Genomic DNA, 26,386 nt, shown 5'->3' on the forward strand with positions numbered 1-26,386 from the left:
AGCCCACACAATATAACGGCATAGCGCCGGGAGGAGAATTCAGATCATGAAGCTTTTCAAAAAATTTACGGTAACCGCTCTGACAGCAGTAATTGCTGTGACAGCAACATTCGCGGGGATTGCATCTGCAGCCGACACCCTCAAGGGTAAAATCACCATCAACGGCTCCACTGCACTGCTTCCGCTCACCTTACAGGCGGCTAAGGAATTCCAGAAGATGCACCCTAAGGTAAAAATCGCTGCATCCGGCAAAGGCTCCGTAACGGGACCGCAGGCTGTTAAAAAAGGCATCGCCGACATCGGCGCCTGTGACTGGGATGCCAGCATCGACGTACCGGGCTTCAAGGCCTTTGACGGACAGGTAGCGAACAAGGTAGCCGTTATTCCTTTTGCCACTATCGTGAATAAGAATGTCGGCGTAGATAACCTGACTACTGAGCAGCTGGCGGGAATTTTCTCCGGTAAAATCACGAACTGGAAGGAAGTCGGCGGTTCGGACGCCAACATCGTCGTAATCACCCGTTCTTTCGGTTCCGGAACTCGCGTTAACTACCAGGCTAAAGCGCTTGGCGGCGGCGACATCGTGAAGAAAGAAAAGAACTACAAGGAAACCGGCTCCAGCGGTGACATGAAGACTGCAGTTGCCACTACTCCGAACGCTATCGGCTATATCGACCTTGTCTACGTGACCGGCAGCGATATCAAGGCTGTTAAGCACAATGGTATTGCAGCCACTACGGATAACGTAATCAACGGCTCTTATAAGATCTGGGCATACGGCTACTACATGACCAAGGGCCAGCCGACCGGCGCGACCAAGGAATTCATCGAATATGTACAGAGCAAGAAGTTCCAGAACGGCTCACTCAAAAAGCTTAAATTCATCCCGATTGCAGCAATGAAAGGCTAATCAAACGCTTCATTATATTGAACGGTAACAGCGGCCAGCTCCGGAATATTCGGGGTTGGCCGCTTACAGGAGGGAAAGTATGGGGGCACCCGTCCAAAGCCTGGCATCCCAAACGCCAAATAAGGCTGAGCACAGCATCATTAATGAGAAACGCCACAGAAGACATCTGCTTGGCAACCGGTTATCGCGATATTATTTCTTTTTTAGCATCCTGGCGCTCTGTCTCGTGCTTGGACTTGTCATTGTATTCATCGGAAAAACAGCGCTGCTGCTATTCGGGGATGTCTCTCCGGCCGAGTTCTTCCTGTCCTTTAACTGGACACCGGAGGAGGAGGTTTTTGGTGCAGCGGCCTTTATAGTAAATACATTGATACTGACTGCGCTTACCCTGCTGATTGCAGTGCCTGTCTCTGTCGGGATGGCTGTGCTCTGTGCGGAGATCGCCCCCAAGTGGATGAAAAGCTTTATCCGTCCCGTGCTCGACCTGCTTGTCGGTATTCCTTCTATAGTATACGGCTATCTTGGCCTCACCGTACTGCTGCCTTTCCTGCGCAGAATCAGCGGTGAAGGGCTTGGCGACGGGGTACTTGCGGCTGCGCTGGTTCTGGCTCTGATGGTCCTGCCGACGATCTGCCGGATCAGTGATGATGCGATTGTGGCGGTTCCGCGCAAGTTCCGTGATGCGGCCTATGCCCTCGGCTCCACCCGCCTGCAGGTCATTATGCGGGTTGTATTGCCGGCGGCCAAGCGGGGGATTATCTCGGCGGTTATCCTTGGCATGACCCGTGCAGTCGGTGAGACAATGGCGGTGGTTATGGTCATCGGCAATACGCCGCAGCTGGCTAAAAGCCTGTTCACCCCGTCCTCCGTTCTGACCAGCAACATTGTGATGCAGATTTCAAACGTCGAATTTGAATCGACCTGGAACTACGCGCTGCATATGATGGCATTCCTGCTGCTGCTGATCTCCTTCGTCCTGATTCTTATTATCCGTGTGCTCGGCCGGAAAAGGGGGGACGCGTAATGAACTTAACACGTAACCGTCATACTGCGCGCTCCCGGCGTAACAATAAGATAGCAACATTCGGCTTCTATGCACTGGGTGCACTGGTTATGCTGCTGATCTTCTGGCTGCTCTTCACCATTCTCAGCAAAGGGCTGCCGCAGCTCAGACCGGAGTTTCTGGTCAGGCTCCCGGAAGAGATTGATCCGGGCGGCGGGATCGGACCGGTCCTGTTCAACTCCTTCTATATCCTGTTCATCTCCCTGCTGATTTCAATTCCGGTCGGGGTAGGCGCAGGGATCTATATGGCGGAATATGCGCCGGACAACCGTTTTACCGGCGCGCTGCGTATCTGTGTAGAGTCGCTGTCCTCCGTGCCTTCGATTGTATTCGGTCTGCTGGGGCTTGCAATCTTCGCCGAATATTTCGGCATCGGCTTGACCATACTCGGCGGCGGCGTATCCCTGGCTCTGCTTAACCTGCCGATGCTGGCCCGCGTAACCGAAGAAGCGGTGCGCGCCGTTCCCGGCGATATCCGTGAAGCCGGCTATGCGCTGGGGATGACCAAATTCCACGTCATCCGCAAGGTTGTACTGCCGGTGGCCCTGCCGGCCATTGTTACCGGCATCTGTCTCGTAGCCGGACGCGCCTTCGGGGAATCTGCGGTTATAATTCTCACCGCGGGCTTAAGCACCTCCGGTGAAATGTGGGACTTCAACCTGTTCTCCCCGGGTGAGACGCTCGCAGTGCATCTCTGGTATGTGCAGTCTGAGGCTATTGTCGAAGATGCAAGGCAGATTGCCGACAAATCGGCGGCGGTGCTGGTCTTCGTCGTGCTGCTGATCAATTTCATGTTCCGGTTCCCGCTGTGGCTGGGCAACCGTAAGAAGGGGCACTAGATTGAGACTAGCCGGCTGTCCGGGGTGGTTATTTGTACACCGGACAGCTTTTTTGGGTATTAATGAATGGGGTCCCCGCAAAGTTCCTGATTCAGTATGCTTGTAAAGACCCCGCTTTGCGGGGTTATTTTGCGTTCCGCAGCCTGCGGCTGTTTATCAATTGCTTAAAAATATTAATAATAATACAATGAAGCAACAGGCATATAATGCCGTATTTCGACAATTATGCACGTACTTGGAGGTGCAAAGCGGATGCCGGACCGGATGAATGAGCAGGAGCTGAACAAACTGATTAATATGCTGGAGCTCTCGGAGAATGTGGATGATGAGGCTCAGGATGCGTCCTTTGCTGAACCTGACTTTGATAATGATCTCGGAGGCCGCGTGCTGGTCCGGGCAGGTAAAATTTTTGTCCAGGACCCGCTGCCCGGCGGCAGTCCGGCAGTCATTTCGGCTGCTGCCCCGGTTGTAGTCAGCGTTAACGGGCAGCCGGTAATGGAGCCGGCCGAGGTAACCTCGCTGGATACGATTGAATGGTCTATAGTGGAGCCGCCGCTGTATAAGATTCATGTGTCTGAGGATTATCTTCAGGCTTTTTTTACACTCTATTCAACGCGGCGCTATATGTGGAAGCTGAATGACTGTTATTCCTCCAGCATGATTAAAGTGGAGGCATCAATGGATACGGACACTCTAATAGAGCTGCTGGGCCTCAATCAGATTTTGGCTGATTTCGAGCAGCGGGGAATCGTACGGAATTTGAATATTTCCGGTATTCATGCCGAGCTGCAGAACCCGACTTACCAGCCGATTACGGCGGCTAAAGGGCGGGCGGCGGTTCCGGGTGAGAATGCGCAGCTTGAACTGTTTTTTTCGGAGACGATTGAGAATGACTACAGCGAAATAGAAGGCCAGGTGGACTTCCGCAGCCATCTCCGCATCCCGTCTGTAATCAGAGGCCAGGTAATTGCCCGCAAAATTCCTTTTGTGGAAGGTATTCCGGGCTGTGATGTGTACGGGGAGATTCTGTATCCTCCGCGTCCTTGCGATATTACAATAACCGCCCACAATAACACGGTGCTGCTGATTAACAACGAGATTCGTGCGCTGCGTGAAGGCCGGCCACGGGTGACCGGGGAGAAGGTCAAATCTTTTGATATTACAACGACCTATACGGTTCCGGGCAATGTCAGCATCCAGACAGGCAATATCCTGTTCTCCGGTGATGTGATCGTGCGAGGCAACGTCGAAGACAATATGATTATTGAATCGCTCGGCAATGTCTACGTGGAAGGCAGCGTGTATAATTCAACCATTACCGCGACCGGAAGTATTGTGGTAAAAGGGAACGTCGTTAACAGCAAGCTGTATTCCGGCTATTTCGGTGTGATGTACAACCGGATTTATAACTGCTCCAAGCTGTTAATTGAAGAAGCTATGCAACTGAAAAAAGCGGTCCGCATGCTCATCCAGGCCGTCCAGGCCCGCAAGCAGAGTGTAAAATACGGACAGGCCGTTGTACTGCTGCTTGAGAGCAAGTTTCAGAAAATTCCCGAGCGGATCAAAGAGCTGCTGTCAGTGCTGGCGACGGTGCAGGCTTCGTATCATCAGGATCTGGAGCAGACGCTGCACTTTCTGAAGCTGATGCTGAAGCCGGTACAGCTCATTGATTTCATGAACGAGGCTTCGCTGGGCGGGGTAATCAACATGATTGAGGAGCTGCACACAGGGGTGGCCCGGATGCAAGAGGACAAGGTGGAGGTCAACATCGGCAAATGCCAGAACAGCACGCTTAAGTCTAACGGCGACATTATTATCCACCGCGACGGTATTGTACAGAGCGAGCTGTTCTCTTCGGGCAATATTGTGTTCCGCAAGGTGTTCGCAGTATGCCGGGGCTCCAGGCTGGAGGCAGGCGGCAGCATCAGCGCATATTATGTCGGCGGCGAGAGCGGCGCGCAGTCCTATCTCAAGGCCAAGCACAGCATCACCGTGCGCAAAATCTACCTGGGCCGCATCACCATCGACCGCTACGCCGCCGATATCACCACGCCGCTGGAGAACATTACGTTCGATACGGATACTATCCGCACGATCAAGCTGCGGATGGAGACGGAGTAACGGGCGGAAACGCAAAAACAGCCTCCCCGAAGGAAGGCTGTCAGTACTTATTACGTCCCGGAAGGGATGCAGCCCTGCAGGCTGATTGCGAAGCGGTGCTAACGAAGCGTATGCTCCAACGTCCCCCAGACAGGGGTTCTCATCCCGCCGGAACGCAAAAACAGCCTCCCCGGAGGAAGGCTGTCCATGCTTATTACGTCCCGGAAGGGATTCGAACCCCCGACCGTGCGCTTAGAAGGCGCATGCTCTATCCAACTGAGCTACCGGGACATGATGACTCAAAAGCAAGCAAAAATTATGTTATCACATATGAATAACTTTATCAACTTGTTTTTTTTGAATGCGTAACAGGATATGCTATAATCTACAATTGATCATGGATCGGACAAAAAGGAGGTGCCCTCATTAATCAATTCAATTCCCCCGCCAAAGAGAATATCGTGCTGTTTCCGAAGACGCTGGATTATTACCAGATTCAGCTTACGGTCATGCTGGAGAGTGAACGTTACGGGGAAGCGATGGAATTGCTGCGGTTTCTGCTGCAGTGCCAGGGACAGGAAGAGCGGCACTACGAGGAATGGCAGTCGCTGCTTGACTGGCTCGAGGCGGCTTTTCCTTACGAAGCCGGGAGTACCGGGGCAGACCGTGCCGATTCCGGCGAAGAGCAGGATCTGAAGGAAGAGGATATGGCCCGGATCCTGGCTAAGTCGAAGCTGGAGGAGGATGCCGGTTATCCGGACAAGCTGCTGCGCAAGGTAATGAATGAGCCGCTGTCGGAGGGGACGATACTGGCGCTGGAGCAGCTCTCTTATCTGGAGGGCAGCCAGGTGGATGAGACGCTGAGCCAGTGGCTGCAGAAGACGCCGGTGCATCCGCTGCTGCAGTTCCGCACGCTGCAGACGCTGAAGAAGCGCGGGGTGCAGGGCGTGATCAGGCTGGCCCGCGGCAGCGAGCTGGCACAGATTGAGATTGAAGCGGTGCCGCTGCAGAATGAGGACTTTCCGCCGCAGGTGGCCCAGGTAATGGAGCGGGTGGCGGAGCAGGCCGAGGTGCACGAGCCTACACTGTACTATTTTGCCCAGGAGCTCTGGGGACAGTTTATGATGTCGATTTACGGGTCGGGCGATTACCGCAAGCTGCTGGAGGGCAGTGATGAACAGCTCGATATCTGGGCTGGCGCGCTGCATCAGCTGGTATCCGAGAGCCTGAACGGAACCCGGCAGGAGGAAGAGACTCGGGTCATGTACGGCATCACTGACAGCATGCGCTTTCAATTTGAAGGGGCGTACCGGTCTCTGAGAGGATTTGTTAAGAGTTCCATACTTGATAAATAAAGCGATGTTGTATATAATATAATGGTTATTCTGTGCGTGAAAATCGTGATTATTTAAATTAACATGCAACCTATTTTTGGAGGGAAAAGTATATTATGAAAGCAACCTGGGAAAAAATAGAGAAGAACCTTGGAGTTCTTGAAGTCGAAGTAGAAGCAGAGCGCGTAGCTGCTGCCCTCGACAAAGCTTTTAATAAAGTGGTTAAGAAAGCAAACGTACCTGGCTTCCGTAAAGGTAAAGTGCCGCGGCCGATCTTTGAATCCCGTTTTGGCGTAGAGAGCCTCTATCAGGATGCAATTGACATCCTTCTTCCTGAAGTATACGGCGAAGCTGTTGAGCAGGCTGACATCTTCCCTGTTGACCGTCCTGAAGTGGACATCGAGCAATTCGCTAAAGGCCAAGCATTCATCTTCAAAGCGAAGGTTACTGTTAAGCCGGAAGTGAAGCTGGGCCAGTACAAAGGCCTGGAAGTTCCTGCCCAGAAGGCAGAAGTTACAGAAGATGAGCTGAACGCTGAACTGACACGCCTACAGGAGCGTCATGCTGAGCTGGTTGTTGTTGAAGAAGAAGCGGCAGTTAACGGCGATATCGCAGTTATCGACTTCGACGGTTCTGTTGACGGTGTTCCTTTTGAAGGCGGTTCGGCTGAGCGTCATTCCCTGGAGCTTGGAAGCAACTCCTTCATCCCTGGCTTTGAAGAGCAGGTTGTTGGTATGGCTACTGGCGACTTCAAGGATGTCGAAGTTACTTTCCCTGACAGCTACCATGCAGAGAACCTTGCAGGCAAGGCTGCAGTATTCAAAGTGAAGCTGCACGAAATCAAACGCAAACAGCTTCCTGAGCTGGATGACGAGTTCGCTAAGGATGTTAGTGAATTCGACACGCTTGAAGAGTATACAGCAGACCTGAAGGCACAGCTGGAATCCCGTAAGCAGGAAGAGCTGAAAGGTACCCGTGAGAACGCAGTAGTTGATGCAGCGGCTGCTAACGCAGAAGTTGAAATTCCTGAAGCGATGATTAAGAGCGAAGTAGCGAACATGGTTCGTGATTTCGACAACCGTCTTCGTCAGCAGGGCATGAACATGGACATGTTCCTCAGCTTCTCCGGCCAGACCCGTGATGATCTTGAAGGCCAGATGAAGGGCGATGCCGAGAAGCGCGTCCGCAACAACCTGGTGCTTGAAGTCATTGCCAAGGAAGAGAACATCGAGGTTTCTGAAGAAGAAGTAACCCAGGAGCTTGCTAATATGGCTGAATCCTTCAAGCGTTCGCCTGAAGAGATCCGCAGCATTCTGGCAGCCAACGGTTCCCTGAGCAGCCTTAATGAAGAAATTTCCCTGCGCAAAACCATCGAACTGCTTGTATCGAGCAGTGTTGAAGTTGAAGCACCTGCTGCTGAGGAAGCAAGCGCTGAGTAATCCTTCTGTAACTATCTTTACTTAGAGCGGCCAGGCAAGACGGCCTCCATAATAGCAGTCAATAAGGCACGTAGGTTTTGTTACGTGCCTTATTTTTTATCGGGAGCCGTACGTTTGTGTGTACATAACCGGAAGGTGCAATTGGCATTCTGCCAGGAAGTGCGCTATAATGGCAGGCACGCGGGATATTCCTTTTTTACAAATGAGAAGCATTTATATGCTGTGCATATTAAATAAACCGTCTCTTTTACACAGCACAAGTTGATGTTTCTGAGCGGACGGCTAAGCCGCTTCTGATAGAAAAGTGAAAAAATGACATCCCGCTGCGAACGTGTTAAACTATTTCTGAAACGGAAAGAATAATCTGTATAGAGAAAAGAGGTTGGTGGCATGAGTCTGGTACCTATGGTTGTGGAATCAACAAGTCGTGGTGAACGCTCATACGATATTTATTCCCGGTTGCTTAAGGACCGCATTATCTTCCTGAGCAATGCGATTGACGATGATGTTGCCAATCTGGTCATTGCCCAGCTGCTGTTTCTGGCTGCGGATGACCCGGAAAAAGACATACACCTGTACATCAACTCTCCCGGTGGTTCTGTAACAGCCGGCATGGGTATATATGATACGATGCAATATATCAAACCGGATGTTTCAACCATTTGCGTCGGGATGGCAGCCAGTATGGGTTCCCTGCTGCTTACAGCCGGAGCGCCGGGCAAGAGATATGCACTGACCAACAGCGAGGTTATGATTCATCAGCCGCTCGGCGGTGTTCAGGGGCAGGCATCCGATATCTGGATTCATACAGACTGGATTCTTAAGACGAAACAGAAGCTGAATCAGATTTATGTGGATCGCACAGGTCAACCCCTTGATAAAATCGAACGGGATACGGACCGCGATAACTTCATGAGCGCGGAAGAAGCGAAGGAATACGGGCTTATTGACCAGGTACTCTCTTCACCGATCATATCTTAAAAGGGGTGGTAAGATGTTTAAGTTCAATGATGAAAAAGGGCAGCTGAAATGCTCCTTTTGCGGTAAATCACAGGAGCAGGTCCGTAAGCTTGTAGCAGGACCTGGCGTTTATATATGCGATGAATGCATCGAGCTGTGCACGGAGATCGTGGAGGAAGAGCTCGGCCATGAGGAAGAGCTGGATCTGAAGGATATTCCGAAGCCGAAGGAGATCCGCGACATTCTTGACCAGTATGTAATCGGCCAGGAGCAGGCGAAGAAATCGCTCTCCGTTGCCGTATACAACCACTACAAGCGTGTTAACAGCCAGAGCAAGATTGAGGATGTTGAGCTGACCAAGAGTAACATCCTGCTTCTCGGTCCGACCGGTTCCGGTAAGACCCTGCTGGCCCAGACGATGGCGAAGATCATCAACGTGCCATTTGCCATTGCAGATGCCACTTCACTGACGGAAGCGGGCTATGTGGGCGAGGATGTTGAGAATATTCTGCTTAAGCTGATCCAGGCTGCAGATTATGATGTTGAGAAGGCTGAACGCGGCATTATCTATATTGACGAAATTGATAAGGTAGCCCGTAAATCCGAGAACCCGTCGATTACACGCGACGTTTCCGGTGAAGGTGTACAGCAGGCGCTGCTGAAAATTCTGGAAGGTACAGTCGCTTCGGTTCCTCCGCAAGGCGGACGTAAGCACCCTCATCAGGAATTTATTCAGATCGACACGACGAACATTCTGTTCATCGTAGGCGGTGCTTTTGACGGACTGGAGCAGATGATCAAACGCCGTATCGGTAAGAAGGTTATCGGCTTTAATGCAGGTGCTGAAGGCCAGAAGGATCTGAAAGCCGGTGAATACCTGTCCATGGTATTGCCTGAGGATCTGCTGAAATTCGGTCTCATCCCTGAGTTTGTCGGCCGCCTGCCGGTTATCTCTACACTGGAGCCGCTTGATGAAACGACCTTGGTACGCATTCTGTCCGAACCGAAGAATGCACTGACCAAGCAGTACATTAAGCTGCTGGAGATGGATAACGTGGCGCTGAAGTTTGAGCCGCAGGCCCTTGAAGCGATTGCCAAGGAAGCGATCAAACGCAACACCGGTGCCCGCGGTCTGCGTGCCATCATTGAGAGCATTATGCTTGATGTGATGTACGAGGTTCCGTCACGCGATGATATCAAAGACTGCGTGATAACGGAGCAGGTAGTCCAGGAGAAGGCGCTGCCTGAGCTGGGCATTAAGAAAGACAAAAAGAAAGAGGAAAGCGCCTAAGCCGCGTTGTCCTTACAAATAATCACAATCACAGCCTCCACCGTTTTCCGCTTATCCCGCTTCACCGCGGAGCGGGAGGGGTGGAGCTTTGATCGTTATGGGGGAGAGAGAAACCATGTATTTGAGACACCAGACCCGGCCCGTTAATGTCGGCGGAGTTATCATCGGGGGTAGTAACGAGGTTGCGATTCAAAGCATGTGTACGACCAAAACCGCTGACGTAGAAGCTACAGTGGCTGAAATTCTGCGTCTGGAAGAAGCGGGCTGCCAGATCGTACGCGTAACTGTCAACAATGAAGAAGCGGCTGCGGCGATCAAAGAGATCAAGAAGCAGATTCATATTCCGCTCGTGGCTGATATTCATTTCAACCATAAGCTGGCGCTGCTGGCAATTGAGAACGGCATCGACAAGGTGCGGATCAATCCCGGCAATATCGGCCGCCGTGACAAGGTAGAAGCGGTAGTCAAAGCCTGTAAGGATAAAGGCATTCCGATTCGCATCGGGGTTAACGCCGGTTCCCTGGAGACTCATCTTCTGGAGAAATACGGTTATCCGACACCGGAAGCGATGGTCGAAAGTGCCCTGTACCATATCGGGATTCTCGAAGAACTGGATTTCCATGATATCATCGTCTCGCTGAAGGCTTCGGATGTGCCGATGGCAATTGAGGCTTACCGCAAGGCGGCAGAAGTCATTCCTTATCCGCTCCATCTTGGAATAACTGAATCCGGCACGCTGTTCGCCGGAACGGTGAAGAGCTCAGCGGGTATCGGTGCGCTGCTCTCCATGGGGATCGGCAGTACTGTGCGTATCTCGCTTAGTGCAGACCCGGTTGAAGAGGTTAAGGTAGCGCGTGAGCTGCTCAAGACCTTCGGCCTGATCTCCAATGCGGCTACACTGATCTCCTGCCCGACCTGCGGACGTCTGGATATCGATCTCTTCTCCATTGCCAACGAAGTGGAAGAGTACATCTCCAAACTTAAGGTGCCTATCAAGGTATCTGTATTAGGCTGTGCCGTTAACGGTCCCGGAGAAGCACGTGAAGCGGACATCGGGATTGCCGGCGCCCGCGGTGAAGGATTGCTGTTCCGCTACGGCCAGATGATCCGTAAGGTTCCGGAAGCGGAGCTGGTGTCTGAGCTGAAGAAGGAAATCGATGTCATCGTGGAGCATTTCGAACGCACGGGCGAAATTCCGGGCCGTAAGCATGCCAATCTGGCTCCGGCTGTGCAGCCGGGTAATGCCTAAGCTGGCAGGACCGGGAACCCGTTCCCGCGATAATGTACTCATCTAACAATACGCTAATCTAACAAAACCCCTTAGATTCCGGCAGCTCCGGAAATTAAGGGGTTTTGTGGCTTTCCTGCTGCCTGCTTCCTGATGAAGGTTCCGGCCTCTTCTGCTTCAGCAGCTTCACCCGCACCAGGGCAGTGACATAGAGGATAGCCGGTATTACAAGCAGGAAAAGAGACGCGAATTTCATCCACACCGTCGCGATGATGTCATTGACGTAAACGGTGTTGATATATGTATTCCAGGCAATGATAATGAACAGTGCGGATAACGGATAGATCAGATGATTCTGCCGCTTCAGCCCGAATATGCTGCGCAGCCCCTGGAGCATGGACAGGAACAGGACAGAGATTTTAATGAAATAGGTTAGTATCCAGATCGTAATCAGCATTCCTTCTACACGCTGCAGAGTGTTGCCGATGTTGATGGTCTTAGCCAGGGCATACGCGGGAAATGTGCTGTTCTCCGTCTGTTCAATGCCAAGCACGAGTACACTAAGCAGTACAATGGCACTGAGGACCAGATCCCCTGCAGCGATTCCGAGGAGATAGGCACGCTCACGGGGCTTATTCTGCCTGACCAGCGGAAGAAAGACCATCAGCACGATTACCTCCTGAAAAATAGAGGACTGCAGTCCGGCATGCAGCACCGGCATCCAGCCATCCTCAAGCACCGGTTTGATGTAGTTCCATTCAATCTGCGGAATCAGAGCCAGTACCAGGACGAGCAGCAGTACCACTACCCACGGGAAGAACAGCTCCCCGACCCGGGCTAGAATAATGATGCCTTTGCGGGCGCTGATGATAGCAGCGATCAGGAAAATAATCTGCACTACCTCCGGCGGCGTTTCCGGCATGACCTCACCGGAGACGAAGAAGCCGAGATTACCGAGCAGAGTGCCAATCAGTGAAATGAAGTAGAACAGATAAGCCAGCGTCAGCAGCTTGCCGGGCCATTTTCCGGTGACAGACTCCAGAATCTCATACAAGGTCTGTCCGGGGTAGAGCCTGGCAAGGGCGATATACAGTATAACCATCAGCAGATTAATCAGCATGCTGATTAAAGAGGCAATCCAGGCATCCTCCCTGGCGATATGGGCCATACCGCTGGGGGTGACCAGGATGGACGTGCCAATGGTCAGGCCAAAAGTCAAAATGAAGAACTGAAGTGCGCTGATACCGGTTGTCCGCTTCATCTGGATCGCCTCCCCTCTACTGTTAATCAATCAGCCCGGAAAGAGCTGGATGAAGCTGCGGGCCCAGTCCAGTACCCTCCATTGCGGCAGTCCGGCCATAACCCCGATAGTAGACGCCAATGCAACAGCCCATATCCCGAAAAAAACCAGCAGATCCCGCGGTGAACGAAGCTTGATTAATTGCGGTGTTTCGAACACCGGCACCAGAATCAGGGAAATTAATAAAAAGAGGCCCCAGCTCATTTCTGCTCCATCTCCTTTTGCTGCGGCTGCACGACCGAGCCGATCCGCCGGATGGCTACGTCCGATTGGACGCTTACTTTGACAGTCCGAAAGATTTCATCCCAGTGCTTACGGTAGCTGCGCCATAGCTTCGGATATTGCCTGTGCAGCTCCTCGCCGAGTCCATAAATATCAGAGTCATACTTCTCCTGAACCTGCCTGATATTGGCAGCCATCAGATTATTGAACTTTGCTTCGAGCCGCTGTTCCAGCTCCCGGATGCTGGCCGTCTGACTAAGATCAAGACTGCTGTTCAGCGCGGTGAGATTGGCTTCCGCTTTTAGATGAATAGTGAATTCAGGCTCGTCCTTTTCGTTAAGGGAAATCTTAATCCTGCTCTTGGCATTGGTGATGATGAACCCGGCCACTCCGCCGTCCGGACAGGTGATACTGCCCTGCGTCGATTCCACCTCATTCAGCACGTAATTGACGGTTTTACTCGGGGCTTCGCCCAGCCAGCCGATCAGCTTGTCTTTTTTGAACACGGCGATGCCGGCCTGCTTAATCAGCGATTTGGGGATGACGCTCTGCACGTTTTTGACCGAGCCATGCTCGGAAGTGTCGCCCTGAAGCTGTATGCCGGACATGATCGGATTGGAGCCGCCGCGCTCCAGCTCGACGATGAACTGCTGAAGGGTTACTTTTCCCGTGCCTGCCCAGTTTTTGTGAGCGACCAGGATCGAAGAATAGAGGGAGTTGGCCGGGATCTGCTCAAAGGGTGTGATGACATCCAGTATCGTTGACGCATCGGAATGCTTGGCTACCAGCAGGAAGAAATCCGTGCGCAGCTCATGATTGCGGGTAATGTAATCGACGGCATCGCCCACCCCCTGTCTCGCGAATGCTTCACCGAAGACCAGCACGCGGACATGGGCCAGATAGAGGTTGCGCGGAGTTGTGCTGAGCATGCGCTGCAGGGCTTCTGGTATGGTGGTCCCTTTAGCCTTATAGGTAACAACCGGCAGACTTCCGTTAGAGCCGCCGGACAGGCTGCCGGCCTGGCCGGGGTTCATTACCTGTGCAGAGACCGCGTAGCCGTCCTTGTCGAGATCCACGCCGAGTGCCATAACGATAGCCAGATCATTGAGCTCCTTACGGCTCCAGCAGCCGCTGATTAGAGTTAAGCTGATGAGCAGCAGGATGCAGCGAAGTGATTTTGTATACAAAAGACAGTTCCCCCCTTCCGGCAGTAATCAGCTCTGGCCAAAATACCGCTTCATCATCCGCTGTGACAGCCTGAGCAGAGTGTCCTTCTGTGCTCCCCGGCGCAGCGGGGCGAAAGAGCTCATGTAAGGAACGCCCAGCGACTCCAGGGTGCAGAGATGCAGTGCCAGGATAATCAGCGCAATCACCATACCGTACAGGCCGAACGAAGCGGCGATCGCCATCAGCACAAACCGCAGCATCCGTACAGAAATCCCGACATTGAACGCCGGCAGCGCAAAGTTCGCAATCGCCGTAATTGCGACAACGATGACCATGGCCGCAGAGACCAGACCGGCATCCACGGCCGCCTGGCCGATAACCAGCGTTCCGACAATAGATACGGATTGGCCGATTGACTTTGGCAGCCGGATGCCTGCTTCGCGCAGGATTTCGAAGGTAACCTCCATAATGAAGGCCTCCAGAAAAGCCGGAAACGGAATGCCCTCACGCTGGCCGATCAGGCTGATCAGCAGGCTGGTGGGGATCATCTCCTGATGGAAGGTGGTAATCGCGATGTAGAATGACGGTGTCAGCAGGGCGAGCAGGAAGCAGAGATAACGGAGCATCCGGACCAGACTGGCGAAATCACTGCGCTGGTAATAGTCCTCACTCGACTGGAAAAACTGGACGAGCAGAGCCGGCACGATCAGTACAAACGGCGTCCCGTCCACGAGAATGGCGATCCGCCCCTCCAGCAGGGCAGAAGCGATGACATCCGGCCGTTCGGTATTGTAGACCGTGGGGAATGGGCTGTAGCGCTTATCCTGGATCATCTCCTCGATATAATTGCTCTCCAGCACACTGTCGAGCTTAGCGGCATTCAGCCTGCGTCTTAGCTCCTCCAGCGCCGTCATGTCCACCCTGTCTTCCATATACATGACGGATACGGAGGTCCGGGTGGACGCTCCCATCCTCCGCTCCTCAATGCGCAGCTGCGGATTCTTGACCCGTCTGCGGACTAAGGCGGTATTCTCGCGCAGCGATTCCGTGAAGCCCTCGCGCGGACCTCTGACGACGGACTGGGAGGTGGCGTCCTCTACGGCGCGCTGCTTCAGATTTTCGGTTCCGACGGACAGGGCTACTGCAGCTTTTTCTATATACAGAACGGTGTTTCCGCTGAGAATTTCCGCTTCGATCTCCTCCAGAGACCGGACTTCCCCTACCTTGCCGAGCGTGATCGTCCGTTCTTGTAACAGCTGCAGTCCAGCGCGGGGGTCCGCGCCGCCGATCTCCGCATACAGCGGCAGATCCCGGTGCAGCGCCTCAATAAGCGCCTGGGGCTCGGCCATTCCCTCTATGAAAACAACGGCGGCAGAGAAAGGCCCCAGGGCCAGCAAGCGGTAGATAATATCCGTACTGTTCCCCAGCCGGCTGCGCATCTCCTCCAAAAAAAGCGCCAGTGAACCGGGCAGCTGCTCCCGGCGCTTCTGCGGATCATGCTTCTCAGTCATTTCCATCTCCTCCTGTCCGCTCAGTATTTCCGCTTGAATATAGTAGTATGCAAAAAATAGTGCAGCGCGAATCCCTCCGGCGGCGTTTACGAATGTGCGAAACGGCTATACTACCTAGTAGTAGCCAAAAGGGCCGAACAGATAGACTGAAGGAAACAGGAGGATGACCTATGCAACTTGGGATATTGCTGATGATCGTGCAGCTCTTTTTTGCGCTGGTTATCGGCGTTTATTTTTGGAATCTGCTGCGTGGACAAAAGACAAACAAAACCGCGGTGGACCGGGAGTCACGCAAGGAGCTGGATAAGCTGCGCAAAATGCGGATGATCTCCCTGACCAAGCCGCTCTCGGAAAAAACGCGTCCCGCCGCTATCGGAGATATCGTCGGACAGAAGGACGGGCTGCGTGCGCTCAAGGCGGCGCTATGCAGCGCCAATCCCCAGCACGTTATTATTTACGGGCCTCCGGGAGTCGGCAAGACGGCTGCTGCCCGTGTCGTAATGGAGGAAGCAAAGAAGAATCCGCTGTCTCCGTTTAAGAATGATGCGAAGTTCACGGAGATTGACGCGACAACAGCACGTTTCGATGAGCGGGGGATTGCCGATCCGCTGATCGGCTCGGTGCATGACCCGATCTATCAGGGGGCCGGGGCGATGGGAATTGCCGGTGTGCCGCAGCCGAAGCCGGGTGCGGTGACGAAGGCGCACGGGGGCATTCTGTTCCTCGATGAGATCGGGGAGCTGCACCCGATTCAGATGAATAAGCTGCTCAAGGTGCTGGAGGACCGCAAGGTGCTGCTGGAGAGTGCGTATTATAACTCCGAGGACAGCAATACGCCTGCTTATATCCATGATATTTTTCAGAATGGCCTGCCAGCCGATTTCCGGCTGGTCGGAGCCACCACCCGCTCACCGGACGAGCTCTCCCCGGCGCTGCGATCACGCTGCATGGAGATCTATTTCCGTCCGCTGCTGCCTGAAGAGATTGAGGTTATCGCCAGGGATGCAATCCAGAAGATCGGCCTGAAGCCGAGTCCGGAAGCAGTAGCTGTAGTCCAGCAGTACGCCACTAACGGCCGTGAAGCGGTGAACATGATCCAGCTGGCCGCAGGGCTTGCGCTCACCGAGCAGCGGGATACGCTAAGCGCGGCTGAGGTGGAATGGGTGGCAGGGAGCAGCCAGCTGCCGCTGCGCACCGAACGCAAGATCCCGTCCTCGCCGCAGATCGGGCTCGTCAACGGGCTTGCGGTCTACGGGCCGGGCATGGGTACCCTGCTTGAGATTGAAGTCTCCGCCGCACCGGCGAATAACGGCCAGGGCCGGCTGAACATCACGGGGGTAGTCGATGAAGAAGAGATTGGCGGCGGCTCGCGGACGATCCGCCGCAAGAGCATGGCCAAGGGCTCAGTCGAGAATGTCCTCACCGTGCTGCGCATGATGAACCTGGAGCCGGACCGCTTCGACCTGCACGTGAACTTCCCCGGCGGTACGCCGATTGACGGGCCGTCCGCCGGAGTGGCGATGGCCGTCGCCATCGTCTCGGCTATCCGCCGGCTGCCGGTGGATAACACCGTCGCCATCACCGGCGAGATCGGCATCCACGGCCGCGTGAAGCCGGTCGGCGGCGTCATTGCCAAGGTCGAAGCCGCCTTCCAGGCCGGCGCCACTACCGTCTTCATTCCCAAGGACAACTGGCAGTCCTTGTTCGCCGATGTCGCCCCGCTCCAGGTCATCCCAGTGGACACAGTGGATGAGGTGTTCCGGCACCTGTTCGGCGCAGGTACCGCCGACATCCGCCTGCCGGCGGTGTCAGGCGAGACGTTCTCCTCGCCTTCTTTGTTGAAGGCGGATGCTGCCGGAGATAGTGCGCAGGCGTAGCAGAAGTTAATCATAGGATGAGGCTGCCTCGGGGAGGCAGCCTCATTTGTGTAGTAAAGTAACAAATTTTACATACATATTTGGTAAATTGCAGGTATTATATAAAGGTGCTGTAAACTATTGAATAGGAGTACGTTATGAGGATTAAGCCTGTACATAGAAAATATATTGTTGCTCTCCTGATTATTCTGCTGTTCCTTCTTTCCTTACTGCTGCCCGTTAAAGCCAATATTCTCGGATAGAACATACATACATAACAGCTGCCCAAATGCCGGAGGAACCATCTCCGGCTTTTTGCGCGGGCTGTACTACTTTCGCTTAATTCATCATACATTTGGGTAATAAGCTATACAACAATCCAGCAAAGGGGGATTCTCATGCTACACGAATGGAGACGCAAATGGAACGAATTTCTGGCCGGGTATTATGAAACTCTTTATGCCGATTGCCTCGTCCCAGCCAAAAGAGAAGAGCTGCTGTTGAAAGCCCGCGAGCATTCATACAGATCCTATAGATTGAGCCGGACGCCGTGAGGCGTCTTTTTATTTTGCTGCCCGAACATATTCTATAAGAGAAACACGGATAATAAATAATGTTTGTCAGCTGCTGAAATGAAACGGATGCTTTATGTGCCGCCAGTTGGTGTTTTCAACATGTATTTGTTAAAATGATGTATATGACATAACTTGAGAACCATGGGAGGTGCGAAAGCGATGATGCCCAACAAATCCAAAGGCCGTCGTTTTCCTTTATTGCCGCTTAGAGGTCTTCTTGTGTATCCTAGCATGGTTCTGCACCTTGACGTAGGTCGTGAGAAGTCCGTTCGTGCACTGGAAAAAGCTATGGTTGAAGATAACCTGATTCTCCTCTGCTCCCAATCGGAAGTGAATATTGAGGAGCCTGGACAAGAAGATATTTTTCGGGTCGGTACGGTCGCCAATGTGCGGCAGATGCTGAAGCTTCCGAACGGCACCATCCGTGTGCTGGTGGAGGGAGTGGAGAGGGCCGAGATTATTCATTATACAGACAATGAGGAGTTCTACGAGGTTATGGCGCGTGAGCTGCCGGAGCAGGAGGATGTCGATCAGGAGAGCGATGCCTTAATGCGTACGGTGCTTAGCCAGTTCGAGCATTACATCACCTTATCGAAGAAGGTCACGCCAGAGACGCTGGCTGCCGTATCCGATATTGAAGAGCCGGGGCGTCTGGCTGACGTCATTACAAGCCACCTGGCGCTGAAGATCAAGGATAAGCAGGAGATTCTGGAGACCATCGATGTCAGCAAACGCCTGGAGAAGCTGCTCGACATTCTCAATAATGAGCGTGAAGTGCTGGAACTGGAGCGTAAGATCAACCAGCGCGTGAAGAAGCAGATGGAGAAGACCCAGAAGGAATATTATCTGCGTGAGCAGATGAAGGCGATCCAGAAGGAGCTCGGTGAGAAGGAAGGCCGGGCCGGGGAAGCCGAAGAGCTGCGCTCGCTGATGCAGGAGAAGAACCTGCCGGAGCGGGTACAGGAGAAGATTGAGAAGGAAATTGACCGTCTGGAGAAAATGCCGGCAAGCTCGGCTGAAGGCAGCGTCATCCGCAACTATGTAGATTGGCTGCTTGGTCTGCCTTGGAGTGAAGAGACCGAAGATGACCTGGATATTCAAAAAGCGGAACAGGTGCTCGACGCCGATCACTATGGCCTGGAGAAGCCGAAGGAACGCGTCCTGGAATACCTGGCTGTGCAGAAGCTGGTCAAACAGCTGAAGGGGCCGATTCTATGCCTTGTTGGCCCTCCGGGTGTCGGTAAAACCTCGCTGGCCCGCTCTATCGCCCGCTCGCTGAACCGTAAGTTCGTCCGTATCTCGCTGGGCGGCGTGCGTGATGAAGCAGAGATCCGCGGCCACCGCCGCACCTATGTCGGTGCGATGCCGGGCCGGATCATCCAGGGAATGAAGACAGCGGGAAGCATCAATCCGGTCTTCCTGCTGGACGAAATCGACAAGATGGCTTCTGACTTCCGCGGCGATCCGTCAGCTGCCCTGCTTGAAGTATTGGACCCGGAACAGAATAATACGTTCAGCGACCATTTTGTAGAGCTGCCGTTCGATCTGTCTAACGTGATGTTCGTGACCACTGCGAATGCTGTGCACAACATCCCGCGTCCGCTGCTCGACCGGATGGAAATGCTGTATATTCCCGGTTACACGGAGCTTGAGAAGCTGCAGATTGCCAGCCGCTACCTGCTGCCGAAGCAGCGTAAGAACCACGGGCTTGATGAAGGACAGCTTATGATTGAAGACGATACGCTGCTTAAGATTGTCCGTGAATACACCCGAGAATCCGGCGTGCGTAATCTGGAGCAGCAGATCGCTGCGCTATGCCGTAAGGCTGCGAAGCAGATTGTATCCAGTGAGAAGGAGCAGGTCACTATCCTGCCTGCTGAGGTTAAGGATTATCTGGGTGAATCCAAGTACCGCTATGGAATGGCTGAGCTGGAGGACCAGATCGGCACTGTAACCGGGCTGGCCTGGACCGAGGTCGGCGGCGATACGCTGCTGATTGAAGTAACGGTTGTTCAGGGTACAGGGAAGCTGACGCTGACCGGGAAGCTGGGAGATGTTATGAAGGAATCAGCACAGGCTGCCTTCAGCTACACCCGTTCCAAGGCAGAGGAGCTGGGTCTTGCTCCGGACTTCCATGAGAAGAACGATATCCACATTCATATACCTGAAGGTGCGATACCGAAGGATGGCCCGTCTGCCGGGATTACCCTTGCTACCGCGCTGATCTCTGCACTCACCAAACGTTATGTCTCCAAGGATGTAGCGATGACGGGAGAGATTACCCTGCGCGGACGTGTCCTGCCAATCGGCGGGCTCAAAGAGAAATCACTTGCCGCCCACCGGGCAGGCTATACCAAAATCCTGCTCCCTAAGGACAACGAACGCGATCTTAAGGATATTCCGGAGAGCGTACGTAACGATGTGGAGTTCATCCCGGTATCCCATATGGATCAGGTGCTCCAGCATGCGCTAGTAGACGGGCAGGGAGCTATCAGCAGTAAAGCGCCGAGTAGTGTGCATTAGAAAGGAAGTTCGATTTGAAAGTTAATAACGCCGAATTTATTATCAGCGCCGTTGGTCCTGATCAGTACCCGACGGACGCCTTGCCGGAGATTGCTCTGGCAGGGCGCTCCAACGTCGGAAAGTCTTCACTCATCAACCGGATGATTAACCGCAAGAATCTTGCCCGAACCAGTTCTACACCGGGTAAGACACAGCATATGAACTATTACCGGGTGAATCAGGATATGTATTTTGTCGATTTCCCGGGATACGGTTATGCCAAGGTATCTAAGACACAGCGGGCCTCTTGGGGCAAAATGGTTGAGAAATACATGGAAGAGCGTGACACGCTGAAGCTTATCCTGCTTGTAGTGGATCTGCGCCATCCGCCGACAGGCAACGATAAAATGATGTTCGACTGGCTCAAGCATTATGATCTGCCGCTCTGTGTGGTAGCAACCAAGGCTGACAAGATTCCCAAGACACGCTGGCCGAAGCACATCAAGATCATGAAGCAGGAACTCGGCGTATTGCCGGGAGATAACTTCATCCCGTTCTCATCGGAGCTGGGACTTGGCCGTGAGGAGCTGTGGGCACTTATTGAGGATTACAGCAGACATGAAGCAGCGGAAGAGGCAGAAGAGACAGAAGAGACGCTGGAGCAGAATGGGCCGGAGGATGTAACCGCCGGGCAGAGTCCGCTAGCTGATGGAGAAGCGGAATCCTAGATCTATGACCATTTAGTGTGTAAAAGCAAGCATCCGTGCGCAATCCTCACCTAATAGTGAGGAATACATACAATACCTCCGGCTCATCCTGAATTCTCTAAGGATAAGATGTTTTATCGGCATACAGTCTGTTCCCGCTCAAGAGATAACCCGCATTCATCCATGTATAATCATTGTAGAGGCTGTTACAAAGAATAGAGGGATGGTTATGGCTCAGCGATTGGCTACAGAATATGTAAATGCGACTCTGCAGATGACAGAATTTCAGATGAACCAGTTTCTGCTTACAGCTGACACCTGCTATATCAGCCACCGTGTCAAAGTAGTCGGGGGCGGTGAACAGGTGATTGTTCTGGAGGAAACCGGGGGAGAGGAAGTACGCTTCACGGTAGCGAATAGACGGGGAATTTACTGGTGTACGCTATCCTGCCGTGTCGTTAATCCGCATCTTAACAATGCGATCCGTAAGCTGTTTATTACCTATAAAGGCTCGGGTACTATTAACAGAATCTATGAAGGTTTCACCATGGTATATTACTATGAACGCGGCTCGGTACGCCGGATTTCAGAATTGACGGCTTCCGGCAGCAAGCTGATCTATCAGCACAAGCATTCCCTGTCAGAGATAATGACTGTATATAAATCGGAGGCTGTTGAGCGGGAGATTGCTGTGCTGCGCGGCAAGGCTGACCAATTGCTGGATGTGCGCAACGCAGAATGCTCGGCAGAGGAGCTTCACGATATCGATAGGGAGCTCGCGTCGATAGCCCGAAGTTTGTTTTATCTGGAGGCATAGTCTACAATAAGATCACATAACTAGCAATCATTTCCTAGTGAAATGGTTGTATTTTTTTGAGAAACTATACAATAGAACTGGAAAAGGACCGATAAAAAGTATATGATAGATATTCATAGCCACATTTTGCCTTTTATGGATGACGGTGCTGCCGACTGGGAAGCGGCCCTCTCCATGGCTCAGGATGCTGTACAGGACGGTATTTCCACTGTAGTCGCAACACCGCATCACGCGAATGGAGTATATATGAACCCCGCCCCGGCTATCGGACAAGCGGTGGAGCTGCTGAATGACAGAATCCGGCAGGCTGGACTTCCGCTGCTTGTACTTCCCGGTCAGGAGATCCGTGTCTACGGGGAACTCCTGAATGATCTGGAGCAGGGTGAACTTCTTACGCTCGCGAATACGAGATATATTCTGCTGGAAATGCCTTCTTCACGTGTGCCCCGAACAATGGAGGAGACGTGCCACGAGCTGGTCATCCAGGGCTTCGTTCCGGTCATCGCCCATCCGGAGCGTAATGCTGAGGTTGCCAGTAATCCTTCCAAGCTTGAGAGATTGATAGAGCTGGGAGCAGTGGGTCAGGTCACTGCCCAGAGTCTGGCCGGAACCTTTGGAAGCAAGCTGCAGAAGCTGTCTATCGACCTGTGCCGGAGAAACGCCGTTCATGTTGTCGCATCGGATGCACACGATAACAGTCATCGTCCGTTTGGACTTAGTGAAGCTTACAAGGTAATTGAGAAGGAACTGGGTTCTGTGGCTTACGACAATTTCCGCCAAAATTCGCAGAAAATCATCGGCAACGAAGAGCTAATTCGAGCTAATTACAGCAATTCAGGCAAGAAGCTTCATAGAATGTTCGGATTTTTTTCTCGTAAAGGGTGACCTGTCTGTGGAATGATGGTAGAATTGTTTCTACTGGGTTATTGTTACAAATTATCAGAATAGTATGCGTTAGGGCGAAACTTTTCTAGCATTACCGCAGTATAAGAGTTATTACTACATAAGAAGAGGTGGATGACAAGTGAGTTTGAAGAAAAAATTAGCAGTATCAACTTTAGCAGTAAGCATGGCAGCAGCATCCGTTGCAGGTTTTCCATTTAGTAGCGAAGGATTGGCTAAACACCTGAGCGGTGTGGCATCAGCAGCAGCAGTAACACATGCAGATGCTAAGACAAAGGTTATCAATGTATATGCACAACTGACCGCTCCAGATAAGGCGAAGCTATTGGCATTTGAAGCTGAAGCAGGAAATATCAGTGAAGCAACCTTTAAGGAAATCTTCAAACCGGTTCTGGATAAACTTACATTCCTGAGCCCGGCAGAAGTAACTACTTCCTATGAAGCATTTAAGAGTGTTACTAGTGTGGTATACGATGTATACGCTAATGATTTTGCTGAACTGAAGGCTATTCGTTACGATGTCGATAACGTGAACCTGCTTAACAAAATTGCTGCTGAAGCTGGTGTAGCAGATCTTACTTTTGATGATGTAATTGAATTCCTGCTGGGTACAAACGGTGTAGAGGCTGAGCTTCGCACTTTGGTAAGCAGTAAGACAAATGACCAACTGCTCGCTATTATTACTGATCCTTCCGGCCAAGAAGCCTTAATTAATGAAGCAATTGATAAAGTATTGGCTCACAACACTGGTGCTGGTGCTCTTACAGTAAGCCAAGCCGTGTACAACCTTAACATTACTTCTGCTGATGTTAAGCTTTCCCTGAAGAACCTTAACGCTAAACTTCCAACAGCTAAGCCTGCTTTGCAAGCCCTTGCTGTCGCATATGTTAAGGCTTATGGCTTTGGTAATGGCAGTAACCCAGGTACAAATCCAGGTGGAACTGGAGGGACAATTACCAATCCAACAGTAACCCCAGGCATTTATGATGTATCTTCTCTGGTAAGTGTGGTTAACGGTAAAGCAACACTGAAGCTGGTTGACGCTGACGTGCTGAAAGCATTTGACGCTCTGCTGGCAGCTAATGTTGGTAAGACTAATCTTACACTGACTCTTAACCTGGGTACTGTAAGTGCAGCAACTGTAGAAGTGCCGCTCTCCAAAGCAATCATTGAAGCTGCCAAAGCGAAAGGTATTGCCAATGTCGCTGTGACATTTAATGGTTTGACAGTAACCATTCCTGTAACCCAGTTCAGCGAAGCGGTGACACTGACTGTTACTACTGAAGCTGATTCTACCGTAACCTCGCTGACAAGCCAGAAGCTGGCTTCGAAGGTATACTCCTTCGACCTGACAGTAGGCGGAGTAGCAACAACAGTCTTCAAGCAACCTCTGACCATCAAGCTGCCGCTGGTTAACACAACCGGCCTTGATAAAGAACTGCTGTCTGTAGCAAAAGTTGTATACGGAGCCCTTCAATACCATGGCGGTGTTGTAGACGGTGAACACATCGTTGAGCCTCGTGATACGTTCTCTTCATACGCAGTAGTTGAGAACAAAGTAAGCTTCAGCGATATCGCTAACGTACAGGCTTGGGCTGGCAGACAGATTCAAGTTGTAGCTGCTAAGGGCGCAATTGAAGGTATCGGTTCCGGCAAATTTGCTCCTAAGAGCAATGTAACCCGCGCTGAATTCTCCAAGATGCTGATTCGTGCGCTGAACCTTGAGAACAGCACAGCAACTGAAAGCTTCAGCGATGTAGCCTCCACAGCATGGTACGCTCCTTATGTTGCAGTAGCAGCTGAGAAGGGTATCATCACTGGACGTAACGCTTCGACCTTTGATCCAAATGCAACCATTACACGTGCTGAGATGGCTACAATGATCTCCCGTGCAGTTAAATCCATTAACCCTGACGCTGCTACAGATGCTTCCGCACTGAGCAAGTTCTCGGATGCTGCTAAGATCAGCGCTTCCCTGAAAGACGGCGTTGCCTTTGCAGCAAGCAATAACCTGGTAATCGGTAACGGCGGGAAGTTCAATCCTAACGATACTGCTACCCGTGCAGAAGCTGCTGTAATCATCTATCGTACAATTAACTTTAAGTAAGAAGTGAGCTAAGAAGCAAGTGGAGAGCCTCCTCTCGTCTATGTGAGAGGGGGCACTTTTTTAGCACAGATTATATCATTATAGAAACCGCTTGGAGGGAAATTCACTTGTCAGCACAAGAATTGGATCTTCGCGATTATTTCCAGATTGTTAAGAAGAGACTGTGGATGATTGTCAGTATTGTGGTCGTTGTATGTCTTCTTGCCGGGATTTATAGCCTGTATATCAAGAAGCCGGTGTACGAAGCTTCAACCAAGATTATCGTTAATCAGACGCAGCAAGTACAGACGGCAGCATCGGAGCTGGATCTGAACCAGATCAACACCAATATCCAAATGATTAACACGTACAAAGAGATCATTAAGACCCCTGCCATTCTGGATGTCGTAGCCAATAACTATCCGGAGTTCAATACCAACGCCGAAGAGTTGCTTAAGAAGGTTAATGTGAGCTCAGTCAATAATACGCAGGTGATGACACTTGTCGTTCGAGATAATTCATACCAGAGAGCAGCAGAACTCGTAAATGCCATTTCACTTGTGTTCAAACAGGAGATCCCTTCCTTGTTCAATGTACAGAACGTATCGATTCTGAATGAGGCTAAGCTTAATCCGCCTGTTGAACCGGGACCGGTTGAACCTAATGTCGTGATGAACCTGGCCATTGCTTTTATCGTATCGTTAATGATTGGTCTGGGTATTGCCTTCCTGCTGGAGTATCTGGATGATACATTGAAGACGGAAGAGGATATCGAGAAATACCTGGGGTTGCCGACGATTGCAATGATTACCAGACTCGGCCAGGAAGAAACAAGAGGAACAGAGACACAGGCACAGCAGCATATCAGAAAGGCGGGCGAACTCGAACATGTCACAGCAGCCAAATAAACAACGCCACCTGATTACCGTGACCAACCCACGTTCTCCGGTATCGGAAGCCTTCCGGGCACTGCGCACGAACATTGACTTCTCATCTATCGATGAGCGGATTCAGATTATTATGGTTACCTCCTCCGGGCCGGAAGAAGGAAAGTCCACCGTGACAGCCAATCTTGCAGCGGCATATGCTCAAGCTGATAAGAAGGTACTGCTGATCGACGGTGACATGCGGAAGCCGACGGCGCATAAGACCTTCTCGCTCAGTAACCGTCATGGTCTGTCTTCATTGTTGTCCCAACAATCTGATTTGATTGAAGCCATTCAGGAATCCGGTGTTCCTAATTTATCTATTATGACCTCAGGCCCAATACCGCCTAATCCGGCAGAAATGATGGCTTCGAACCGGATGAGTATGGTTCTGCAGGAGCTGCGTCAACAATTCGATGTCATCATGTTTGATACACCTCCTCTGCTGGCAGTTACAGATGCACAGATTGTCGCCTCGAAGAGTGACGGTGTCATTATGGTTGTCAGCTACGGTAAAGTGAAGCGGGAGATTGCCGCGAAGGCTAAGGCGAACCTGGATAGAGTCGGTGCGAAGATGCTAGGAGTAGTGCTGAATAATGTCAAACGTAAAGCCAGCGAAGGCTACTATTATTACTACTATGGAAATTGAC

The 26,386-nt window shown here is 52.0% G+C and carries 22 protein-coding genes and 1 tRNA gene; 18 read left to right on the top strand and 5 right to left on the bottom strand.

All coding sequences use genetic code 11. The features are described from left to right. Window positions 1-46: 46 nt before the first annotated feature. From BN3772_RS09190 to BN3772_RS09205, 4 genes are all read left to right on the top strand, one after another. Window positions 47-910 carry a phosphate ABC transporter substrate-binding protein gene (locus tag BN3772_RS09190; RefSeq protein ID WP_042199028.1) on the top strand — a complete coding sequence of 288 codons (864 nt, stop codon included), beginning with the start codon at window positions 47-49 and terminating at the stop codon, window positions 908-910. A 79-nt stretch (window positions 911-989) separates the two neighbouring features. Further along, entirely contained in the window at window positions 990-1,934 is a 945-nt protein-coding gene (gene pstC / locus BN3772_RS09195) for a phosphate ABC transporter permease subunit PstC (RefSeq protein WP_042199029.1), read from the top strand. Beyond that, entirely contained in the window at window positions 1,934-2,812 is an 879-nt protein-coding gene (gene pstA, locus BN3772_RS09200) for a phosphate ABC transporter permease PstA (protein ID WP_042199030.1), read from the top strand. Before pstC ends, pstA begins: the two co-directional genes overlap by 1 nt. A gap of 252 nt (window positions 2,813-3,064) precedes the next feature. After that, window positions 3,065-4,933 (top strand): FapA family protein, encoded by a 1,869-nt coding sequence (locus BN3772_RS09205; RefSeq protein ID WP_042199031.1) that lies wholly within the window; start codon window positions 3,065-3,067, stop codon window positions 4,931-4,933. A gap of 196 nt (window positions 4,934-5,129) precedes the next feature. Here BN3772_RS09205 and BN3772_RS09210 read toward each other — a convergent pair. Next, a tRNA-Arg gene (locus tag BN3772_RS09210) sits at window positions 5,130-5,203 on the bottom strand. A 218-nt stretch (window positions 5,204-5,421) separates the two neighbouring features. On the opposite strand from BN3772_RS09210, the gene BN3772_RS09215 reads away from it, so the two are divergent. The 5 genes from BN3772_RS09215 to ispG all read left to right on the top strand — a co-directional run bounded on the left by BN3772_RS09215 (window position 5,422) and on the right by ispG (window position 11,185). Continuing rightward, a complete protein-coding gene (locus BN3772_RS09215; protein ID WP_042199071.1) occupies window positions 5,422-6,267 on the top strand; it encodes a hypothetical protein in 846 nt (281 codons plus the stop codon). 95 nt (window positions 6,268-6,362) lie between these two features. After that, complete coding sequence (tig, locus tag BN3772_RS09220; protein ID WP_042199032.1) at window positions 6,363-7,685, top strand: trigger factor; 1,323 nt, start codon at window positions 6,363-6,365, stop codon at window positions 7,683-7,685. Between the two features lie 390 nt (window positions 7,686-8,075). Beyond that, window positions 8,076-8,666 (top strand): ATP-dependent Clp endopeptidase proteolytic subunit ClpP, encoded by a 591-nt coding sequence (gene clpP / locus BN3772_RS09225; RefSeq protein WP_042179928.1) that lies wholly within the window; start codon window positions 8,076-8,078, stop codon window positions 8,664-8,666. Between the two features lie 13 nt (window positions 8,667-8,679). Then, window positions 8,680-9,936, top strand: coding sequence for an ATP-dependent protease ATP-binding subunit ClpX (gene clpX / locus BN3772_RS09230; RefSeq protein ID WP_042179926.1), 1,257 nt, complete (start codon window positions 8,680-8,682; stop codon window positions 9,934-9,936). A gap of 115 nt (window positions 9,937-10,051) precedes the next feature. Further along, on the top strand, window positions 10,052-11,185 hold the full coding sequence (gene ispG, locus BN3772_RS09235; RefSeq protein ID WP_042199033.1) for a flavodoxin-dependent (E)-4-hydroxy-3-methylbut-2-enyl-diphosphate synthase: 1,134 nt from the start codon (window positions 10,052-10,054) through the stop codon (window positions 11,183-11,185). 94 nt (window positions 11,186-11,279) lie between these two features. On the opposite strand, the gene BN3772_RS09240 is transcribed toward ispG, so the two are convergent. The 4 genes from BN3772_RS09240 to BN3772_RS09255 are packed head-to-tail and all read right to left on the bottom strand — an operon-like array spanning window position 11,280 to window position 15,364. Further along, window positions 11,280-12,425 carry a GerAB/ArcD/ProY family transporter gene (locus BN3772_RS09240; RefSeq protein WP_042199034.1) on the bottom strand — a complete coding sequence of 382 codons (1,146 nt, stop codon included), beginning with the start codon at window positions 12,423-12,425 and terminating at the stop codon, window positions 11,280-11,282. A gap of 30 nt (window positions 12,426-12,455) precedes the next feature. Beyond that, window positions 12,456-12,668, bottom strand: coding sequence for a hypothetical protein (locus BN3772_RS09245; protein ID WP_042199035.1), 213 nt, complete (start codon window positions 12,666-12,668; stop codon window positions 12,456-12,458). Further along, window positions 12,665-13,873 carry a Ger(x)C family spore germination protein gene (locus BN3772_RS09250; protein WP_042199036.1) on the bottom strand — a complete coding sequence of 403 codons (1,209 nt, stop codon included), beginning with the start codon at window positions 13,871-13,873 and terminating at the stop codon, window positions 12,665-12,667. Before BN3772_RS09250 ends, BN3772_RS09245 begins: the two co-directional genes overlap by 4 nt. 27 nt (window positions 13,874-13,900) lie before the next feature. After that, window positions 13,901-15,364, bottom strand: coding sequence for a spore germination protein (locus BN3772_RS09255; protein ID WP_042199037.1), 1,464 nt, complete (start codon window positions 15,362-15,364; stop codon window positions 13,901-13,903). A gap of 170 nt (window positions 15,365-15,534) precedes the next feature. On the opposite strand from BN3772_RS09255, the gene lonB reads away from it, so the two are divergent. The 9 genes from lonB to BN3772_RS09295 all read left to right on the top strand — a co-directional run bounded on the left by lonB (window position 15,535) and on the right by BN3772_RS09295 (window position 26,385). Then, a complete protein-coding gene (gene lonB, locus BN3772_RS09260; RefSeq protein WP_042179907.1) occupies window positions 15,535-17,241 on the top strand; it encodes an ATP-dependent protease LonB in 1,707 nt (568 codons plus the stop codon). Window positions 17,242-17,618: 377 nt separating this feature from the next. Beyond that, a complete protein-coding gene (locus BN3772_RS30585; protein WP_156131185.1) occupies window positions 17,619-17,774 on the top strand; it encodes a hypothetical protein in 156 nt (51 codons plus the stop codon). A gap of 180 nt (window positions 17,775-17,954) precedes the next feature. Continuing rightward, window positions 17,955-20,318, top strand: coding sequence for an endopeptidase La (gene lon, locus BN3772_RS09265; protein ID WP_042199038.1), 2,364 nt, complete (start codon window positions 17,955-17,957; stop codon window positions 20,316-20,318). 14 nt (window positions 20,319-20,332) lie between these two features. Beyond that, window positions 20,333-21,025 carry a ribosome biogenesis GTP-binding protein YihA/YsxC gene (gene yihA, locus BN3772_RS09270; protein WP_042199039.1) on the top strand — a complete coding sequence of 231 codons (693 nt, stop codon included), beginning with the start codon at window positions 20,333-20,335 and terminating at the stop codon, window positions 21,023-21,025. A gap of 208 nt (window positions 21,026-21,233) precedes the next feature. Further along, a complete protein-coding gene (locus BN3772_RS09275; RefSeq protein WP_042199040.1) occupies window positions 21,234-21,821 on the top strand; it encodes a hypothetical protein in 588 nt (195 codons plus the stop codon). Between the two features lie 102 nt (window positions 21,822-21,923). Further along, window positions 21,924-22,706, top strand: a complete 783-nt coding sequence (locus BN3772_RS09280) for a tyrosine-protein phosphatase (RefSeq protein WP_042199041.1) — start codon at window positions 21,924-21,926, stop codon at window positions 22,704-22,706. A 139-nt stretch (window positions 22,707-22,845) separates the two neighbouring features. Next, window positions 22,846-24,831, top strand: a complete 1,986-nt coding sequence (locus BN3772_RS09285; RefSeq protein ID WP_042199042.1) for an S-layer homology domain-containing protein — start codon at window positions 22,846-22,848, stop codon at window positions 24,829-24,831. A 107-nt stretch (window positions 24,832-24,938) separates the two neighbouring features. Then, complete coding sequence (locus BN3772_RS09290; protein ID WP_086074485.1) at window positions 24,939-25,718, top strand: YveK family protein; 780 nt, start codon at window positions 24,939-24,941, stop codon at window positions 25,716-25,718. Continuing rightward, complete coding sequence (locus BN3772_RS09295; RefSeq protein ID WP_042199043.1) at window positions 25,699-26,385, top strand: CpsD/CapB family tyrosine-protein kinase; 687 nt, start codon at window positions 25,699-25,701, stop codon at window positions 26,383-26,385. Before BN3772_RS09290 ends, BN3772_RS09295 begins: the two co-directional genes overlap by 20 nt. Window position 26,386: the final 1 nt, after the last annotated feature.

The sequence above is a fragment of the Paenibacillus camerounensis genome, from assembly GCF_000723885.1.
Taxonomy (GTDB): domain Bacteria; phylum Bacillota; class Bacilli; order Paenibacillales; family Paenibacillaceae; genus Paenibacillus_AQ; species Paenibacillus_AQ camerounensis.

Coding starts and splice junctions, on each gene's coding strand:
- tig (WP_042199032.1), top strand. CDS start 6,363: ATGAAAGCAACCTGGGAAAAAATAGAGAAGAACCTTGGAGTTCTTGAA.
- clpX (WP_042179926.1), top strand. CDS start 8,680: ATGTTTAAGTTCAATGATGAAAAAGGGCAGCTGAAATGCTCCTTTTGC.
- BN3772_RS09190 (WP_042199028.1), top strand. CDS start 47: ATGAAGCTTTTCAAAAAATTTACGGTAACCGCTCTGACAGCAGTAATT.
- BN3772_RS09245 (WP_042199035.1), bottom strand. CDS start 12,668: ATGAGCTGGGGCCTCTTTTTATTAATTTCCCTGATTCTGGTGCCGGTG.
- BN3772_RS09240 (WP_042199034.1), bottom strand. CDS start 12,425: ATGAAGCGGACAACCGGTATCAGCGCACTTCAGTTCTTCATTTTGACT.
- BN3772_RS09280 (WP_042199041.1), top strand. CDS start 21,924: ATGATAGATATTCATAGCCACATTTTGCCTTTTATGGATGACGGTGCT.
- BN3772_RS30585 (WP_156131185.1), top strand. CDS start 17,619: ATGCTACACGAATGGAGACGCAAATGGAACGAATTTCTGGCCGGGTAT.
- BN3772_RS09215 (WP_042199071.1), top strand. CDS start 5,422: ATGCTGGAGAGTGAACGTTACGGGGAAGCGATGGAATTGCTGCGGTTT.
- pstC (WP_042199029.1), top strand. CDS start 990: ATGGGGGCACCCGTCCAAAGCCTGGCATCCCAAACGCCAAATAAGGCT.
- pstA (WP_042199030.1), top strand. CDS start 1,934: ATGAACTTAACACGTAACCGTCATACTGCGCGCTCCCGGCGTAACAAT.
- BN3772_RS09205 (WP_042199031.1), top strand. CDS start 3,065: ATGCCGGACCGGATGAATGAGCAGGAGCTGAACAAACTGATTAATATG.
- BN3772_RS09295 (WP_042199043.1), top strand. CDS start 25,699: ATGTCACAGCAGCCAAATAAACAACGCCACCTGATTACCGTGACCAAC.
- BN3772_RS09275 (WP_042199040.1), top strand. CDS start 21,234: ATGGCTCAGCGATTGGCTACAGAATATGTAAATGCGACTCTGCAGATG.
- lonB (WP_042179907.1), top strand. CDS start 15,535: ATGCAACTTGGGATATTGCTGATGATCGTGCAGCTCTTTTTTGCGCTG.
- lon (WP_042199038.1), top strand. CDS start 17,955: ATGATGCCCAACAAATCCAAAGGCCGTCGTTTTCCTTTATTGCCGCTT.
- clpP (WP_042179928.1), top strand. CDS start 8,076: ATGAGTCTGGTACCTATGGTTGTGGAATCAACAAGTCGTGGTGAACGC.
- ispG (WP_042199033.1), top strand. CDS start 10,052: ATGTATTTGAGACACCAGACCCGGCCCGTTAATGTCGGCGGAGTTATC.
- BN3772_RS09255 (WP_042199037.1), bottom strand. CDS start 15,364: ATGACTGAGAAGCATGATCCGCAGAAGCGCCGGGAGCAGCTGCCCGGT.